The organism is Clostridium simiarum, assembly GCF_018919175.1.
GTDB classification, from domain to species: Bacteria; Bacillota; Clostridia; order Clostridiales; family Clostridiaceae; genus Clostridium_L; species Clostridium_L simiarum.
Genome location: NZ_JAHLQL010000001.1, coordinates 1,262,474 through 1,281,103 on the forward strand (window position 1 = coordinate 1,262,474; position 18,630 = coordinate 1,281,103).

At 30.4% G+C, this 18,630-nt stretch carries 15 protein-coding genes, 1 other RNA gene and 1 pseudogene; 3 read left to right on the top strand and 14 right to left on the bottom strand.

The genetic code is table 11. From position 1 onward, the window contains the following. Positions 1–134 precede the first annotated feature (134 nt). From KQI89_RS06055 to KQI89_RS06075, 5 genes are all read right to left on the bottom strand, one after another. Positions 135–590: a GNAT family N-acetyltransferase gene (locus KQI89_RS06055; protein ID WP_216456327.1), complete on the bottom strand. Its 456-nt coding sequence runs from the start codon at positions 588–590 to the stop codon at positions 135–137. 267 nt (positions 591–857) lie between these two features. Next, complete coding sequence (locus tag KQI89_RS18000; protein WP_216456328.1) at positions 858–2,249, bottom strand: HAMP domain-containing sensor histidine kinase; 1,392 nt, start codon at positions 2,247–2,249, stop codon at positions 858–860. Then, positions 2,231–2,917: a response regulator transcription factor gene (locus KQI89_RS06065; RefSeq protein WP_216456329.1), complete on the bottom strand. Its 687-nt coding sequence runs from the start codon at positions 2,915–2,917 to the stop codon at positions 2,231–2,233. The genes KQI89_RS18000 and KQI89_RS06065 overlap by 19 nt, the downstream gene beginning before the upstream one ends. Positions 2,918–2,950: 33 nt before the next feature. Next, positions 2,951–3,706 carry an ABC transporter ATP-binding protein gene (locus tag KQI89_RS06070; RefSeq protein ID WP_216456330.1) on the bottom strand — a complete coding sequence of 252 codons (756 nt, stop codon included), beginning with the start codon at positions 3,704–3,706 and terminating at the stop codon, positions 2,951–2,953. A gap of 11 nt (positions 3,707–3,717) precedes the next feature. Further along, entirely contained in the window at positions 3,718–6,045 is a 2,328-nt protein-coding gene (locus KQI89_RS06075; RefSeq protein ID WP_216456331.1) for an ABC transporter permease, read from the bottom strand. Between the two features lie 317 nt (positions 6,046–6,362). Between KQI89_RS06075 and KQI89_RS06080 the strand changes: the two genes are divergently transcribed. The 3 genes and pseudogenes from KQI89_RS06080 to KQI89_RS17615 form a co-directional block, all read left to right on the top strand. After that, a complete protein-coding gene (locus KQI89_RS06080; protein WP_032122200.1) occupies positions 6,363–6,833 on the top strand; it encodes a cupin domain-containing protein in 471 nt (156 codons plus the stop codon). 85 nt (positions 6,834–6,918) lie between these two features. Beyond that, on the top strand, positions 6,919–7,125 hold the full coding sequence (locus KQI89_RS18160) for a transposase (protein WP_216456677.1): 207 nt from the start codon (positions 6,919–6,921) through the stop codon (positions 7,123–7,125). Next, positions 7,074–7,307, top strand: a pseudogene (locus tag KQI89_RS17615) (IS3 family transposase); the annotation flags it as partial. The gene KQI89_RS18160 and the pseudogene KQI89_RS17615, both read left to right, overlap by 52 nt. Positions 7,308–7,378: 71 nt before the next feature. Here KQI89_RS17615 and KQI89_RS06095 read toward each other — a convergent pair. The 9 genes from KQI89_RS06095 to KQI89_RS06135 form a co-directional block, all read right to left on the bottom strand. Next, complete coding sequence (locus KQI89_RS06095) at positions 7,379–8,404, bottom strand: alpha/beta fold hydrolase (RefSeq protein WP_343216329.1); 1,026 nt, start codon at positions 8,402–8,404, stop codon at positions 7,379–7,381. Positions 8,405–8,802: 398 nt separating this feature from the next. Further along, positions 8,803–8,994 (bottom strand): hypothetical protein, encoded by a 192-nt coding sequence (locus tag KQI89_RS06100; RefSeq protein WP_216456332.1) that lies wholly within the window; start codon positions 8,992–8,994, stop codon positions 8,803–8,805. 690 nt (positions 8,995–9,684) lie between these two features. Next, positions 9,685–10,016, bottom strand: a transfer-messenger RNA (tmRNA) gene (gene ssrA, locus KQI89_RS06105). Positions 10,017–10,639: 623 nt separating this feature from the next. Beyond that, complete coding sequence (locus tag KQI89_RS06110; RefSeq protein ID WP_216456333.1) at positions 10,640–12,034, bottom strand: hypothetical protein; 1,395 nt, start codon at positions 12,032–12,034, stop codon at positions 10,640–10,642. A 128-nt stretch (positions 12,035–12,162) separates the two neighbouring features. Then, a complete protein-coding gene (smpB, locus tag KQI89_RS06115) occupies positions 12,163–12,630 on the bottom strand; it encodes an SsrA-binding protein SmpB (protein WP_032122206.1) in 468 nt (155 codons plus the stop codon). Between the two features lie 102 nt (positions 12,631–12,732). Beyond that, on the bottom strand, positions 12,733–13,506 hold the full coding sequence (locus KQI89_RS06120; protein WP_216456334.1) for an SDR family NAD(P)-dependent oxidoreductase: 774 nt from the start codon (positions 13,504–13,506) through the stop codon (positions 12,733–12,735). Further along, positions 13,499–13,675: a hypothetical protein gene (locus KQI89_RS06125; RefSeq protein WP_216456335.1), complete on the bottom strand. Its 177-nt coding sequence runs from the start codon at positions 13,673–13,675 to the stop codon at positions 13,499–13,501. Before KQI89_RS06125 ends, KQI89_RS06120 begins: the two co-directional genes overlap by 8 nt. Positions 13,676–13,707: 32 nt before the next feature. After that, positions 13,708–15,939 (bottom strand): ribonuclease R, encoded by a 2,232-nt coding sequence (rnr, locus tag KQI89_RS06130; protein ID WP_216456336.1) that lies wholly within the window; start codon positions 15,937–15,939, stop codon positions 13,708–13,710. A 345-nt stretch (positions 15,940–16,284) separates the two neighbouring features. Further along, positions 16,285–18,309, bottom strand: coding sequence for a sodium-translocating pyrophosphatase (locus KQI89_RS06135; RefSeq protein WP_216456337.1), 2,025 nt, complete (start codon positions 18,307–18,309; stop codon positions 16,285–16,287). Between the last annotated feature and the right edge of the window lie 321 nt (positions 18,310–18,630).

An 18,630-nucleotide genomic window follows, 5' to 3' on the forward strand; every position in this document is an offset into this window, starting at 1 on the left:
AACTTTTCTTATAATATATTATCAAGCTTCATATATACTTCACCCTTAACTTGAAATTTTTCTTTTAAGGTCATAACGGTACTGACATGATTTATGTGTAATTTTCTAAATTTATACTTTAAGAAAGTTATATACTACTTTAAACTTAAACTATATAATAATTCACCTTCAACAGTATTACCTGTGTCTTTAAATCCAAAACTTTCATATAATTTTTGTCCAATGTGATTTTCTGGTTCAAAGGATAGGAAAATTTCATTGCAATCTTTTAAGTTTTTCATTTCTTCTATAACATTTCTAAGTGCTGCCCTCCCATATCCCTTTCCTTGATATTTGTAGTCTATCATAAGTCTGCATATTTCATAAATGTTGTCTTCGTAGCAGTATCCATACATTGTAAATCCAACCATAGTATCTTCAGCATATACTGCCTTTGTAATCCAGCCTTTTTCAACTTTTGATTGAGCAATAGAAACAGCATTTGAAGCAACAAATTCCTCAATAATAAAATGTTGACCATCCTTATTGGTAGTTAACGAAATACATTTTTCCCAATTTGATTCATCAATATCTTTTAAATAAATATTCATTTTTATCCCCCCATTAATAAAACAATACTGACGCTTTTACACTATATTGTGAATACATGTACCTAGTATCATATTTTTTGCACATTTTATTAAGCTTAACTGTGTTTTTTTCTTATATCTATTTTTTTAACTTTCTTTAAAATTCCCTGCATAATCTACAATTTCTAATTAAAGTATACAAGAAAATAGCAAGTAATAATATACAATATTTAATTATAAAGTTAATTTACTTCATTTTTAATATTTATGTAGTTCTAGCTTCATTATCTACATCTTAGGTATGGTAAAACTAATAGTAGTTCCAGATTCTAAAGCAGATGAGCACTTTATATTCCCTCCATGGCTCTCTACTATATACTTAGATATAGAAAGACCAAGTCCTGAACCTGATATATTAGTATTCCTATACTTTTCACCTCTATAAAACTTATTAAAGACAAATGGTATATCACCTATGCTAATCCCACTACCAAAATCCTTAATATTTACAGTAATTTTATCAATATCATCATCTAACCAAATTTCAATACTTTCTCCTGCCCTAGAGTATTTTATTGAATTTGCAATGATATTATTTATAACTTGATTTATTCTTATTGTATCTATGAAAATTAACGCTCTCGGTATTTCTCCCTTAACAGTTAGCCTCATATTATGAGTAGCTACATCAATAGACAAATCCCCTAAAACCTCCATTAGATAATCATCAGAGTATATTTCTTTTCTTTCAATTGACATTTCATTTAACTCTGTTTTTGACTGTTCTAATATATCATCTATTAATTTTGAAAGTTCCTTAGATTTCTTCAATATAATGTTTGAATATCTTTTTATACCTTCTTCATCCTTTACAATTCTATCTCTTATTCCTTCAACATATCCTGAAATGGATGAAAGAGGAGTTTTTAAGTCGTGTGAAATACAGGCTAATAATTCTTTTTCATTTCTTTTAAGCTTCTCTTCCTTTTCTTTTGAGTTTATTATTTCACCTCTCATAGCTTCAAAATCATGACAAAACTCTCCAACTTCCCCATGGTAATCATAGTTTACTTTACACTTATAGCTTCCATTTAATATGGTTTTTGCGCTTTTATGGAGCTCCTTAATTGGTTTTATTATATCTATTTTTACAAATCTATTTATCATAAAAGCTAATACTCCTATTAAAAATAAAAGTATCCACAGAGGTAGAAATTTTTCATTTTTATTTCCGCTATTTAACACATTCTGCGGTAAATCTATAATTATAATACCTTCTTGAAAACCATTATTAACTAAAGGAGTACTGTATCTAATTAATCCATTCTTTCTATTGTCAAAGGCATTATCATAACCTATTTCATTTTCAAGATTTATCTTCTCTTCTTTGTTAAAATCACTTATAGAAGAAAAGATAACCTCTCCTTTTAAGTTTATAACTCCATAATCGTAAAAATCACTTTCCATGTAATAGTTATCTTCCTTAAACATTTCTTTGATCAATGCTCTTTGATTTGACGTTTCTATTCTTAATAGGTTAGACTTATCTTCTTTTTTAATATCTTCTTTTAAAATCAGAAGAGAATATATCACTGATAATAAAATAAGTAGACATATTAGTCCTGTGAATATACTAATTTTTTTACTAAGGTAATTATCTCTTACTCTGCTATCTCCCACTTATATCCTACTCCCCATATTGTCTTTATTGATCTTTCACCGTATTCTCCAAGTTTCTCTCTTAATCTTTTAACGTACACAGCTATGGTATTTTCATCCATATACTCACTGTACCCCCATACACTTTCATATATCTGAGATTTTGAAAATACTTGAGAAGGATTAGATGTGAAAAAATCTAATATTTGAAATTCCTTAGAAGTCAGTGGTACTTCCTGATTATATAATATAGCCTTATATGCCTTAGAATCTACTATTAAATCACCAAATTGTTTTACATCTGATGGTATATCACTGGAAAATGAAGTATACCTTCTTATATGAGCTTTCACCCTTGCTACTAATTCCATTGGAGAAAATGGCTTTGTCATATAGTCATCTGCCCCTACTCCTAATGCTAGTATCTTATCCATCTCTCCACTTTTAGCCGATAGCATAAGTATTGGCATTTTGGATATTCTCCTTATTCTTTTACAAACTTCAACACCATCTAAAAGTGGGAGCATAATATCTAAAATAATGAGCTTTATCATAGGATCATTGGCTAAGTTTACTCCTTTTAAGCCATCATTAGCTATTAACACTTGAAATCCATCTATTTCTAAATAGTCTTTTATTAAGTTTCCTAAATCATTATCATCTTCAATGACTAAAATTTTATCACCCATTTTACTCACCCCCACTTTAATTATATCATTATTTTACCAACCCCTACTTTTTATAAATTCAAATATCTTTTTTTCTCTACTATCTGAATCTTTTTCATTGTATTTTCCAAGAGATAAATCTCCATCAATTCTTCCATCCTTCAAATAAATCAATCTACTTGCTCTTGAAGCTGCCTTTAAATCATGGGTTACCATCACTATGGATTGTCCCTCTTCATTTAATTCAGTAAGTATATCTAGTACCTTAGCTCCTGTTGAGGAATTAAGTGCTCCCGTTGGTTCATCACCGAAAATTATCTTAGGATTGTTTATTAATGCTCTAGCAATTGCAACCCTTTGCTGTTGTCCTCCTGATATTTCTGAAGGATATTTATTTTCTATATCTTTTAGTTCTAACTTATTTAATAGTTCATCTGTTTTTTTGTTTATATTCTTCTTATCCTTATTGTTTAGATAACCACAATAAGTAACATTTTCTCTTATAGTTAAATCATAAAGTAAATTTATACTTTGAAAAACAAAGGATATATCTTTATTTCTAATACTGGTAGCTTCTTTTTCACCTATATTGGTTATATCTTTTCCTAAAAGTTCAACGCTACCTGCACTTGGCTTATCCATAGTACTAATAGAATATAACAATGTGGATTTTCCAGAACCTGAACTACCCATTATTACGGTAAAATCGCTTTCATATATATCTAAGTTAATATTTTTTAATACATTATTTGATGTTTTTCCTAAAATAAAGGATTTACATAATCCATTTGCCTTGATAATACTTTCCATCTCTTCTCCCCCTACTCTTCCATAAGTTCCACTGTAGATATTTTTCTTATACTAAACATTGATATTATTGTTGCACCAATAGTTAATATTTCAATAAATACTATTGTGCTTATAACTTTACCATCTGGAATGATTAAACTATCTATTCCCATCATTGCGGCCTTAAATACAATTTTAGACATAGTAGCATTCAAAATAAATCCAATTAAAGATGAAATACCTGTAAGCAACATAATTCTATATAAAGTTCTCTTCAAAATATAACTATTTGAAAATCCTAGAGATTTCATAATTGCATTATTTCTTCTATTATCAGTATTGTTCATAATTATAAGATTTACTATATTTAGAATGCTAAATAATATTATCCCTAAAAGAATAATTGTTGTAACTGGTATAACTATCTCAATAATTGACTTACTTGTTGTAACAACGACACTTGGACATATATCTATAGAGCATACTTCATATTTATCCTTATATTCATTTTTAAATACTTCATAATCATCTTTATATTTTAAAGTAATATTGATATTTAAGTTATTAAGGTTTTTTCTAATTTCCTTAGGCACTGCATCTAAAGTCATCCTCATATTGTAATTATTCGACATTATACCTACATAGCTACCAGTAATAAGTAATGACGTTTCTTCCCCTAATATTTTCATATCTATATAATCACCAATATCTAAATTTGCATCTTTTAGAATTTGTGCTGACAATGCAATTTCATTTTTATTTTTAGGATTTCTTCCTTTTGCAATGGATACATTAAATCCCTGGTTATTATCATAATTATCGTATAAATAAGTAATAATTTGTGCATTTTTTATATTGTATCTTGATACATCTATATAAACGACCTTTCCTACATCAAATGAACATTCCCTCACTCCTAAGACTCTTGGGTCACGCTTAACCTCTTCTAAAGCTTCATCATATGACGCCTCTCCACTTGGAAAATCTAAGGTAAAATCTCCCTGAAGTAATCCAAATATATTCCATGTATTGTCTTTCATATTAACCATTGAGTAATTCACGCTAACTAAAAATACTGAAAGATATATTACAAGAGATAATACAGTTACTATAATTAAGCTTTGTTTTTTATATTTAAAAATATCATTTATAGCCATGGACATTGGTGATAAAGCATCTTTAATAATTGATTTCTTAAATTTCTCTTTAGATGAAGTTACTCCTATTCTGAAGGCCTCAACTGGCTTTATTTTATTTATTCTTCTGAGTAAAAGATAAATATTAGATATTAAAACAAAACTCATTAATATTATTGTTAAAACTATAAAGTTAAAGTTATTTATACCACCCTTATATATTCCAATATATTTAATAGATATCTCTACTAAATAATTAACAAGCCAAATGCTAAAGAAACTTCCAAAAGTTATTGCAAATATTCCTACTATCCCAAAGCTTTTTAAATATATATTACGTATTTGTTTTGAAGTAAATCCTAATGATTTATATATACCTATAGATTTATACTCCTTTAAAATGTTATTCCACAGTACAAATCTTATTATTACAATAGATACAATAAATATTAATATAGCTGTACTTAATCCTACTGCACTTGTAATTTGACTTCCAGCATTTGCTGCAAATATAGTAATCCACTTGTCGTATATAACTCCATCAACAGAATCACCTACATAAGAAACTAAGTCAGATGTTGCATCGTTCCCTTCTTTAGATGAATTATAACCAATATATTGAGATTTAATAAGTTCATTAAAATCTCCATAATCATTACTATTTACATATAAATTGTTATACCCCATAACAGAACTTGGAACTAATGAGTCATTTACTAATGCTGATATAGTTAAATATTTATATTCATCACCATCTTTTATCTTTAACTTATCTCCTATTTTTAAATTTTTAGAATCAGATAAAAGGTTAGAAACCCAAACAGTACCTTTGCTTGGAATAATTGCTTTTTCACCTTCTGTTATTACTACATCCCATGGGTGAGCTTTCATCCCCTCATAAATTATTAAATTTGCCATGCCCAAATCAAGGTTTTTATCCCCTAAAAACACTTGTCTGTCTACCATTAACCCCTTTGTTTTTCTAATATCTTTTTCATTAGTTTCTTTTTCCATAATAAAACTTTCAACTTTTGAAATAACATCATCATTATATGTTTGGACTACAATATCCTTTATATTTTCTCCTGCATAATAATCACTGGTATATTTTGAAACTGTGCTTGTAAAACTCATGGATATTGCAAATATAGATGAAGCTACCATTAAAATAATAGCTATCAAAGTAAACTGCATCTTTTTTTGCTTAATTTTCTTTTTCCACATCACTACACCCCCATAATTCTATAATACAAATTAATTTTTAATATATTTATTTCAAATTCTTAATGAATTCTTACATTTTAATCTTATTACCTTATTCTCCAATTTAATTATTTAATATATAAAATAAAAAGGATACTGACTAAAAATCAATATGCTTTTGATGGGTTTTAGGAGTTTTATGTTGGAATAGATTTACATCAATAATACCCAGGATTAAATTTTGCCCACATTTCCCTAAGTGTTACATCAATTTCTATTATTTCTACAAATCATTAAATTTTTGATATAATATATTTATTATACTTAGGAGGTACAACATGAAATCAGCACAATATTATATAGAAAAATTAGACATGATACCACATCTGGAAGGAGGATACTTCAAAGAATCAGTAATATCAGAAGATTTCTTTAAAGAAGATAAAAAATTATTTAGTAGCATATATTTCTTACTTAAAACTGGAGAGGTGTCTCATTTTCACAGATTAACTTCTGATGAGATGTGGTATTACCACGATGGTCAAGCTCTGACTATATATATGATAACACCAGAGGGTGAGCTTATAACTAAGCAATTAGGCTTAGATATAGAAAAAGGAGAAGTTCCCCAAATTTTAGTTCCTAAGGGATATATATTTGGTTCTTCTATGAACAATGATGGGTTTGCTTTAGTTGGATGTATGGTGTCACCTGCATTTACTTTTGATGATTTTGAGTTATTTGAGCTAACAGAACTTTTGAATATGTATCCAAATCTTGAAAATATAATAAAGAAATTAACTAGATAAAACATATTCCATTACCCACTTTGGTAGCCACGAGGAACTCTAGTTATACTAAAAGTGAAGGGAATAATTTAAGTGAACAAACACTATAGTACAAGCAGTAAAGAGGATAGAGAAAACTGGTGAACCAGTATCAAAGGTAGCATCAGAATTAGGAATAAAGGCAACAACTATGCAAGGCTGGGTAAAGAAATATAAACAATCACTACAAGCTCCTTTCCCTGGTAGTGGACATTTTAATCCAAAGGAAACTGCTGGGACAATGCTCCTACGGAATCCTTTTTGGGGAAGATGAAATGTGAATGACTTTATGATAAACACTTTAAAACACGCCAAAAAGCCTGTGCAGCAGTGTTTGAATATATTGAGATATTTTGTCACAGGCAAAGGATACATGCTTCTAACGATTATTTAACACCAGAAAAATATTACAATAACACAAGTAAAAAAGTGAAGGTAGCTTCAAAAATGGAATAATATGTCAATCTATCAAAACCTAGAAATAACAAGTTTAAGATATCTATTATATATTTAATTTCATAAAATTCTCACAGCCCTTTCATCCACTTTGCAAACTTTTCTTTTTCTTCAAATTGTGGATAGTGAGCCGAATTTTCATATATAATGAATTCCTTTTTATCAGCATCAAGATTGTTAAAATAACTCTTTGCTGCCTTTGTACTAGTCATATAATCATATTCTCCCATTATAAAATAGCAAGGTATCTTAATGCTTTTAACAATACCTGGCAAAGGTTTTTCAAATTGTTCTTTTAATAAAGTCTTTTGTGAATAGTTTACCCCTAAACTATACCTAATAACGTCTAATAAATTATATTCACTTCCAAATAAAAATCCTTTAACATAATCATCATTATCATTAATTAGCCTAAAAGCTCCACCATACTTCCTAATATATTTACGTGGTGTTAGTACTTCCCTCTTCTCTATGTCTTCTCTTAGCTTTTCTAATTTTTTAGCATCATAAGTATTCCTAGCTTTTTCTGCTTTACTAATACAATAATTTAAGCTATCTAACTCACTGTCAATTGAATCTGAAACTTGTCCAATACCAATATAAGCACTATACATTTCTGGAACTTTACTAACTGCTTGTAAACCTATGTACGTTCCAAAAGAATGTCCAATCAGTATTACTTTATCTTTTCCTAATAAATCTGATACATACTTTGTCATAGCTAATAAATCCGTCACCAAAAGCTCTGACGAAAGATTAGAATAATTCTCAAAGAAATGATATGACTTCCCACTTGCTCTTTGATCATAATGAACTATAGTAAAATCCTCTTCTAATAGATCCTGATATTTAGTTACATAAGGTATCTCAGAACATCCAGGCCCACCATGAACAAACAGTAAAATTTGATTTTTTTTATCTTTACCTCTTATCATAACCTGGTGATTACTGCCATTTATTTTAACTTGCTTCAATAAACTTATACTATTATCACCTTTTATCTTTGGAGTCCATGTTGGGAAAAATAATGCTGTAAGCATTATTAGGATTATACTTATTATAAGAAACTTCTTCTTTCCACTTTTAATTATCTTCACTTTAAACCTCCATTAGGCCCTATAGTAACCTTTGTGTATAATATTAGTGTACGTTGCAATCTCTAAAATTTCTAAGTTAAAATTCTCATCCATAACTATAGCTTGTTATTGATTTATCCATAGCTCTTCTCCTTTAATAACTCACCAATACTCTTTTCAACCTCAAAATCATTCTTTCATATTAATGTATATCATTAGTTATATCCTGTTTTTTATCTTTAATATACTCATTATCATTTATAAGTTCTTTTATATTTAAACAAAATTTGTTTTCTTCTTTATCTATAAAATTTTTTAGTTCATTAATTTTTTCTTTAATTTGCTTATATTTTCTTCTATAGAGATTAACTTAATATCTTCTTTTAAGTCATTATGTTTTACTATTCCTTCAAGAATTATTAAATCATTATTTTCATAAGCTTCTTTAACTTTAATCCACAGCTCCATGATTTTTCATCTAAATCTTTACTTAAATCTGAATACAGTATTTTAGCTAAATTTCTAAATATTTCTTTAAGCTTTTTTATTTCTTCTCCTTTTAATCTTGGAAGTTCTAAAAACTCTCCATAGCTCTTTAAGTTATCACGCAACTCATCTAAATCTTGATAAAACTTTGCTAGTTCTTCTTCTAAGACTCCTTCTATTTCTCCAATATCTATTTCTTCACCTTTATTTTTACTCTTAATTATTAATGTTAACTTCTTTAACCTTCTATATTTAATTTCATTTTTCCATATAAATTTATGTACTCTTCATTTAATGTGTTTAATTCTTACTTAAGCTTTCGTATAACACTTGATGAAATAAATATATCACTCATTTTAACCTCTCATTAATATACTTTTTATCTTTGTACATTAAACCATTCTAATTCTTCCTTATATTGATTATATCATCTTTAATGGTACTTTGAGATTAATGGTAACTAACTATTCAATATATTTAAAAACATTGAAAAACCCACCACATTTCTGTGGTGGGTTTTCTTTGGTGGAGGCGAGGGGACATGTTCCCTATTATCTCTAATAGCACTGACTATGTCTTAGACTTAATATTACTAAGCCTCTTGGCGTATTATGAAAGCCATAATATAGTTTGTAGCTTCCATCCTAGTACTTCCTGCTAACCCCTATGAGTTAGTTTAGAAGCCTATGAGTCGATACACGGCTGTTGAATTTCTTCACATACCACTCGGCGTTACCGTCACCTTTCAGTGTTACGGCTTCACCGATAAAGCCAAGTTTTCACTTATGGATCACTCCATAAGGCGACTCTATTTATGAATCGAACCCCTGTCCGAAAGTAGATCCGCCGAGCATCTCCGAGTGCAGTCTATCTTTTAACATTCCCTCCATGAATCGCCGACAGACAGGCTCTTCATTTCAGTAGCTTCATAATTTCCGTTCCTAGGTCAAAGCTTTCCTAGGCGCGGTTCCCTACTAATCGGCGCCCTATCCCAGGCCGTAGGACTCCCGGGTAGAACGAACAGCTATATTAAGCTGCTAATGCAAAATTATCTTCTGCGTTTATCTTTAATCCCTAGTTTTTTAAGGCGGGCCCAGAGTTCCCTCCACTCGCTTCTCTAACTTCTCTTACCCCCGTCGAAACCATTACGCCCCCATGTTATAACATGGCACTTGGTTAAGAGTGCTTTAGATAAACTATTAAATTTTAATTTTACATGGATATGAATCTATATTATATCAAGCATTTTATCTTAAGTCAATATGTTTTACATATCTCCGACAACTTCTATAATACATCACTTATTCTTCTTTAGCAATAGGTTTTTAAATTATAAATTTACATTCTTTATATTATTATATATGTTTTTCTTCTAATTAAGCTTTCTTGGATTTATTATTTACGAATTTGCTAAAAATCCAATTCTTGTTTTATTAGATTTTAACTCATAAAAATTAAAATCTCATTATCTTTATTTACATTAAGATTTACATCTCAAAGTAAATTCATGAGGTGTTCAAATTAACTTTTGAACACCTCATGAATTCTTCTTATTCCTTTTAAAATTCTAGTTATCAATGGATTCTCTATTTCAAGCGGAACTTTCTTAGAAGTAATACTCCTGTCCATCTGAGGTTTAGAAGCTCTTATCTAAAGACATGTAACCTCTGTTATGCCAGCATAAGAATTCTAAATCACTTAATCTCAAGGATTCTATCATCTCCAACTTTAGGAGATATCTCTTCCTCTTTAAGGAGTATCACCAATATTTCACATAATAAGCATAGCAACTATGGTTGTCACTACAAGTCCTATTATTACTGGTTTCATATTTCTCTTTGCTATTTCAAAGGCATCCACATCACATATAGCTGCAACAGGTATAAGTGCCCAGGGTATTACTGTGCCGCCCCCTACCCAAATTGCAGAAATTTGTCCTAAGGCTGTTAAAGTTCCTATGCCCCGTCCAACGGCAGAGGCAAATAAATTTGCTACAGAACCTACTAGGGACATTCCAGAAAAACCTGAGCCATCTAGTCCTGTTATAGCTCCAACTAAAGTCATGGTTCCTGAGGCTAAAAAGGAATTAAGAGGAACTGCATTTGCAAGTGCAAATCCTAAATCATTAACTATACCCTGTGAACCTTCTGGTAAAACTTTTCCCAATACTTCTACTATAGCCATGTCCCCTAAGTAAAAGAAGGCTGCTATGGGTATAACCACACCAAATATTTTAAAACCAAAATGTAATCCTTCTATAAGATGATAAGTTATTTTGTCTAAGGATTTTGCTTTGTAAGATACTATTGATATTATACAAAGTATAAATACTGCTGTTCCTCCAATTAGAGATGTAGCATCTCCTCCTTGGAGTTTAAATATATACATGGCTACTATATCTGATGCAAATAATATAAGTATCATTAAAGCAAATAATTTTCTTAGTTTAGGTGATAATTTTATTTGGTATTCTTTATTTATTCCTGTATTTTTTTCGCCTTCATCCTTCTCTGACAATACCCCACTTTTTATATCTCTTCTTAGTAAGATAAATGCAGTAACAGTAGTTACAACCCCCATAACTATAACTAAAGGTACACTAGACTTTATTACCACAGAAGGATCTATCCCTGCTGCATCTGCTGTAATCTTAGGGGCTGCTTGAATTATATAGTCGCTGGATAAAGCTATCCCATGACCAAATAAATTCATGGAAACTGCAACTCCCATAGCAGGAAGTCCAGCTCTTTTAGCTATAGGTAGAAATATGGCTCCAACTAGAGCTACTGCTGGAGAAGGCCAAAAAAACCAAGATATTATCATCATTAATATACCTATTATCCAATATGATAGATAATAATTTTTCATTAGGCCTCCAAAGGGTGCAATGAGTTCTTCATTTATTCCAGAGGCCATTAACACATTACTCATGGCCGATATTATAGATATTATAAATATGGTTGGCATCAATTCTTTTGTAGCGTAAATAAAGCTGTTAAATACCCCCATTACAGATTGATGCAGAGAGCCTGTCCCAATCAATGCCAGTACAAACACTCCTAATATACATAAAAAAGATATATCTAATTTTTTTATCATAGCAACAATAATTACTATGATAAAGAGTAAATAAATATAGTGCATAGACGTCAATGCAATATCCATGTATTCCCTCCTTAATAATACTTTTCATATTATAGGTTATGCAACCTTAGAAACATGGTGCTTTAATTATCTATGCTTATTATTTTTAACAGATTTACTGTTTGTTGTGATTGAATTTCACTCTATATTTATCTGTACTTTTCTTTCATTTCTCTTTCTATATCTCTTTTATGTGCCTTTTCTAACATAGCATCTCTTTTATCATAGTTCTTTTTACCCTTAGCTACTCCTAAGTTTAGTTTTACTCTACCATTTTTTAAATATAAAGATAGTGGAACTAAAGTGTAGCCATCTTGAGCTGAAAGAGCTGCTAATCTATATATTTCACTTTTATGAAGCAAAAGCTTTCTATCTCTTAAAGGATCTACATTAAATATGTTACCTTGTTCATAGGGACTTATATGCATATTTCTTACAAAGATTTCTCCATTTCTAACCTCTGCATAGCTATCCTTTAAATTTGCTCTTCCATTTCTTATAGATTTAACTTCTGTACCTACTAATTCTATTCCAGCTTCAAAGCCCTCTTCTATAAAATAATCATGCCTTGCTTTTCTATTTTCTGCTAAAACTTTTTCTCCTTTACTTTTAGCCATTAATCTCACCTCAATTTAATTATGAATTATAATCTTTTTATTGTGTATTTAATTATTAATATAATATTTCATTATCTTTTCCTTATTAATTAATAGAAGGTTCTATCCTTTATTTACTTTCAATATTATATGATGAATTAATTTCCTAGGCAATAAATATGAAGAATAAACCAAAAATTTATTTTTAAATCCTGGTATTATAACTTCCTTACCTTTGAGAAATCCTTTGTAGCCTTCTACAGCTACTTCTTTTGCATTCATCATAGATTTCTTTGCAATTTCAGCCTTTTTAACCTGAGCTAGGCTTTGAAAATTTGTATCTGTAGGTCCTGGGCATAATGTAACTACCTTTATGTTGTAAGGTTTAAGCTCTATCTTTAAAGCTCTAGACAAGGATAAAACATAGGCCTTGGTAGCATAATAAACTGACATAAGAGGTCCTGATTGAAAGGCAGCTGTGGATGCCACATTCATAATACCTCCCCCTGAATTTTTAATAAGCTCTGGTATAAATAATTTTAATATATGAGTTAGAGATCTTACATTTAAATCTATCATATTAAGATCCTTATGCTTATCCACTTCATGAAAGGTGCCAAAGCTTCCAAAACCTGCATTATTAACTATATTTTCTATAATTATATCTTCTTTCTTTATATTATCATAAAGTTCCTCTACACTCTTCTCTAAGGAAAGGTCTAAGGCACATATAGCTATTTTTACTTCATATTCTTTTTCAAAGGTAGTTTTTATATGTTGAAGTCTCTCTAAGCTCCTTGATACTAAATATAAATTATGACCATTTTTAGCAAATACAGACGCTAGTTCATAACCTATACCATAAGTAGCCCCAGTTATAAGCGTGTATCTATCCATCTTTTTCCCCTAATATAGTTATTTTATTTAAGAGTGAAGAGTTAGCAATTTGAGATAACTTAAAAGCCTTTAAAATCTTGTGATTACCTTTTAGTTTTTTTACTTCTTCTCTTTTCATTGATTTTAATTTTCCAAAAGAAATGAAAGAAAAACCTTCTAACTTCTTCATGACTAACCTTTAACTTCACTCTTGATTTTTAATTATTCCCTAAAGTATTCCTTCTTAACATCCTCTACTAAACTACCTAAATCTTCATCTTCATCATCCATATAGTTTATATTTTTAGTTATATTAGATTCATCCTCTTCTTCTAAGTCTTCTTTTATAAGATCAAAATAAATATCGTGGTTTGCTAAGTCTACCCTTGATACTTTTATTTTTACAGAATCACCTAATCTGAATATATTCTTTGTCCTCTCGCCCATAAGGGTAAGATGTCTTTCATCATATACATAATAATCATCATCTAAGCTACTTATATGAATCAAGCCCTCTACCGTATTAGGAAGCTGTACGAAGAATCCAAAAGTAGTAACTGAGGATATAATTCCTTCGAATTCTTCCCCAATTTTCTCACTCATATATTCAGCTTTTTTCATGTCGTCTACTTCTCTTTCAGCCTCTTCAGCTATTCTTTCCATTTCTGAGGATTGCTTTGCTGCATAGTCTACTATGCCTGTAAGCTTTGAAGCTCTTTCTGAATCCAGATTTCCATTAATGTATTCTTTAATTATTCTATGTATCATAAGATCTGGATATCTTCTTATTGGAGATGTAAAGTGGCAGTAGTATCTAGCGGCAAGACCAAAGTGCCCTACGCAATCTGGAGCATATTTAGCTTGCATCATGGATCGTAGTAATAATGTACTTACTACAGTTTCTTCTTTCTTTCCTTTTACTTTTTCTAATATTTCCTGTAACATCCTTGGATGCACATCATTATTAAACTTTAAAAAGTATCCTAAGTTATATACAAATTCACTAAATTTTTGTAATTTTTCCTCATCTGGATTTTCGTGAATTCTATATACAAAAGGAATATTAGCCCAATACATATGCTCTGCAATGGTCTCATTACATACTAGCATGAATTCTTCTATTATTCTATTAGCTATTTCTCTATCATAAGGCTTTATATCCACAGGTTTACCCATTTTATCTAATATTATCTTAGATTCATCAAAGTCAAAATCGATAGCCCCTCTACCTAACCTCTTTTTATTTAATATATTACAAAGCTCTTCCATAGCCTTAAAGTCATCATAAAGATAATCATATTTTTCTATTAGCTCTTTATCATTATCCTTTAGTATCTTAGTTACATCTGTATAAGTCATTCTTTCACTGGTTTTTATTACACTTTCCATTATATCATGTTCAAGAACTTTACCAGTTCTATCTATTACCATAAAGCAACTTAAAGCAAGCCTATCTACCTTAGGATTTAATGAACAAATACCATTAGAAAGCTTTTTAGGTAGCATAGGTATAACTCTATCTATTAAATAAACTGAAGTTGCCCTATTTAAAGCCTCCTTATCTAAAGGATTTTTTTCTCTAACATAGTGAGATACATCCGCTATATGTACTCCCAGCTCAAAGTTTCCATCCTCTAGCCTTTCTATGGATACAGCATCATCTAGATCCTTTGCATCTTCTCCATCTATGGTTACCATTCTAACAGATCTTAAGTCTTTCCTTCTAGCATATTCGCTACTAGGTATATCTTCTTCTATTGCTGCTGCAAATCTTTCTACCTTCTCTGGAAATTCCTCTGGTAATCCATGTTTTTTAATTATAGTTAATATATCAAGGCCCTTATCACCTTTTTTACCTAATACTTCTACAACTACTCCTTCAGGGTTTCTTCTTTGTCCTGGCCATTCTGTAATTTCAACTATTACCACATCATCGTCTTTAGCTCCATTTTTATCGGTTTTAGATATAAATACATCATAATGTATTCTTTTATCTTCTGGCACAACAAATCCAAAGTTTTTGCTATTTTCGTAAACACCAATAATAGTCTTATTTACTCTTTCTGTAATTCTTATTATTTCTCCTTCTCTTTTTCTTCCACCAAAATCTTCTCTTATTATTTTTGCTACTACTTTATCTCCATGCATAGCACCATTCATAAAAGAACTAGGAATAAATACATCCTTTACTCCCTCTTCATCTGGTATAACAAACCCAAATCCCTTTTGATGGGCTTGGAGTTTTCCTGAAACTAATCCCATCTTTTCAGTTAGCCCAAACTTATCTGCATTAGTTCTTACTATTAGACCTTCTTTTTCCATAATCTTTATCATCTTTTTAAAGTCTTTATATTCACCTTTGTTTATATCAAAAACCGCAGCTAAATCATGAACATCCATAGGTTTATATGCTTTTTCTCTCATGAAACTAATTATAGTTTCTTTAATATTCATCCAATCACTCCTTATAAAAATTTATATAAACTAATACCCTATTAGAATTATATAAAACTATATTTTATTATATTTTTGCCATAATTAATAATATTAATGCTAAAATCCTTGAAATAATGATTACAGCTCATATTACTATTAATTTTAATCTCTAAAATCCTAAATTTTCTTCCCTGAACGTAAATAATATTATACTTTATTATATCATAAAATGGTAATTAATAATTTTTCTCTTATATTTTTATTAAGTGGAATCTTATTGATTTTTCCTCTTAAATATACTTTTCTTAAAAAAAAGTAAAAATAGACTACTATAACAAAATAGTAGTCTATTGAATCTTCTATTTATTTAAATAAATTTAATAATACTCCGCCGTATTTTAATATAACTGGAGCGAAAACTAATGAAACTATAGTCATAAGTTTTATTAATATATTCATTGATGGTCCAGAAGTGTCTTTAAATGGGTCACCTACTGTATCTCCAACTACAGCAGCCTTATGAGCATAACTTCCTTTACCGCCATGTACTCCACTTTCTATATACTTTTTAGCATTATCCCAAGCCCCACCTGCATTTGCCATAAGTATAGCTACTAGAACTCCTGTAACTACAGAACCACCTATTAGTCCTCCTAAGGCTTCTGCACCTAATAGTATTCCTACTGCTATTGGAATAGCTATAGCAAGTATTCCTGGAAGGATCATCTCTTTTAATGCTGCTGCAGTTGATATCTCAACGCATCTTGCATAATCCGGTTTAGTTTCTTCTTCCATGATTCCTGGTATTTCTTTAAATTGTCTTCTTACCTCTTCTACCATTTCATTTGCAGCCTTACCAACAGACTCCATAGTAAGGGCACCAAATAAGAATGGTAACATTCCGCCTATTAGTATTCCTGCTAATGTTGCAGGGTTTAATAAATCTATGGTACTAAGATTTACTGCTTGAGCATAGGATGCAAATAAAGCTAAAGCTGTTAACGCTGCTGATCCTATAGCAAATCCTTTTCCTATAGCTGCAGTAGTATTTCCAACAGAATCTAGTTTATCTGTTATTTCTCTAACTGAAGCTGGTAAATGTGCCATTTCAGCTATACCACCAGCATTGTCCGCTATTGGTCCATAAGCATCTACTGCTACAGTTAAACCTGTTATAGATAACATACCTACAGCAGATAATGCTATACCATAAAGACCCATAGTAGCATTTGAAGCTCCACCCATAACAAAATAAGATACCAATATTCCTATTACTATAAGTATTATTGGCCACATAGTAGATTTCATACCTACAGCCAATCCTGAAATTATAGTAGTAGCTGGTCCTGTTTGAGACTGATCACTTATTACTTTAACGGATTTGTAATCTGAAGATGTATAAACTTCAGTAATCTTACCAATAAGCATACCTACTACTAATCCTGCTGCCACTGCAAAGAAAGCCTTAAAGTTTCCAAATACTGATTTACTTAATACAGCAGAGCATATAATAACTAAAATTCCACCTATATAAGTTCCTGTATTTAAAGCTTTTTGAGGGTTAGAATTTTTACTATTTCTAGCTATACCAGCTCCTATTATGGAAGCAACTATACCAATTGATACCAATATTATAGGATATAAAACTCCTTGACCCTTTGGGAACAAGGCAGCTCCTAAAGTTATTGCAGATATTATAGAACCTACATAAGACTCAAATAAGTCTGCTCCCATACCAGCTACGTCTCCAACATTATCACCCACATTATCAGCTATAACTGCTGGATTTCTTGGATCATCTTCTGGTATTCCAGCTTCAACTTTTCCTACTAAATCTGCTCCAACGTCTGCAGCCTTTGTATATATACCTCCACCAACACGAGCAAATAAAGCTATAGAACTGGCCCCAAGGCCAAATCCTGTAAGGTAAGTTGGATTTCCATCAAAAATTAAAAATAAAATACTAAGTCCTAATATTCCAAGACCAACTACGCTCATTCCCATTACTGCTCCACCTGAGAAAGCGATTTTTAAAGCTTGACTCTGACCATGTCTTGCAGCTTCTGCTGTTCTAACATTTGCTTTGGTTGCAACTATCATTCCAAAATAACCTGCTAATATAGAAAAAATAGCTCCAACAACAAAACATATTGCCGTTTCCCAGCCTATAAATGCTGCTATAATTACTCCAACAATGACTACAAATACAGCAAGATATCTATATTCTCTATTCAAAAAAGCCATAGCCCCTTCGTGTATATAGCCAGAAATTTCTTTCATTCTATCGTTTCCGGCACTTTGTTTAGATATCCCGCTGGCTAGTATAAAAGCAAAAATAAGTGCTAAAATTCCGCTGGCGGCCGCCAAATAAATGTAAATAGAGTTCATAGAAAAACCTCCTAAAATAAATTAATTTTATATTTGTTAATTATCCCCATTCTAAAAGCCAATTATTCCCCCTACCTTTAAAATAGAAATAAAAATAACCCCCTTCGGAAAATATGTAATTCCTCTCCTGCTACTTAAGTAATGTCCCCCTTATAAAAGAAGGATAACACTGTAGCTCGCCCATAGAAAATCCACCTAAAATTCAATTGGAGTAAGCAGTACTCCCTTTGAAATTAAGATTAATTTATAAATATAACATCAATAAAAAAAGCTGCATACATCATAACCGGCATTGATTAAAGGCATACTATCCCCTTAAAG

Bases quoted from the DNA above. Each gene is read 5' to 3' on its own strand.
- KQI89_RS06055 (WP_216456327.1), bottom strand. From the start codon at position 590: ATGAATATTTATTTAAAAGATATTGATGAATCAAATTGGGAAAAATGT.
- KQI89_RS06065 (WP_216456329.1), bottom strand. From the start codon at position 2,917: ATGGGTGATAAAATTTTAGTCATTGAAGATGATAATGATTTAGGAAAC.
- KQI89_RS06070 (WP_216456330.1), bottom strand. From the start codon at position 3,706: ATGGAAAGTATTATCAAGGCAAATGGATTATGTAAATCCTTTATTTTA.
- KQI89_RS06075 (WP_216456331.1), bottom strand. From the start codon at position 6,045: ATGTGGAAAAAGAAAATTAAGCAAAAAAAGATGCAGTTTACTTTGATA.
- KQI89_RS06080 (WP_032122200.1), top strand. From the start codon at position 6,363: ATGAAATCAGCACAATATTATATAGAAAAATTAGACATGATACCACAT.
- KQI89_RS06110 (WP_216456333.1), bottom strand. From the start codon at position 12,034: ATGGATATTGCATTGACGTCTATGCACTATATTTATTTACTCTTTATC.
- smpB (WP_032122206.1), bottom strand. From the start codon at position 12,630: ATGGCTAAAAGTAAAGGAGAAAAAGTTTTAGCAGAAAATAGAAAAGCA.
- KQI89_RS06120 (WP_216456334.1), bottom strand. From the start codon at position 13,506: ATGGATAGATACACGCTTATAACTGGGGCTACTTATGGTATAGGTTAT.
- KQI89_RS06125 (WP_216456335.1), bottom strand. From the start codon at position 13,675: ATGAAGAAGTTAGAAGGTTTTTCTTTCATTTCTTTTGGAAAATTAAAA.
- rnr (WP_216456336.1), bottom strand. From the start codon at position 15,939: ATGAATATTAAAGAAACTATAATTAGTTTCATGAGAGAAAAAGCATAT.
- KQI89_RS06135 (WP_216456337.1), bottom strand. From the start codon at position 18,309: ATGAACTCTATTTACATTTATTTGGCGGCCGCCAGCGGAATTTTAGCA.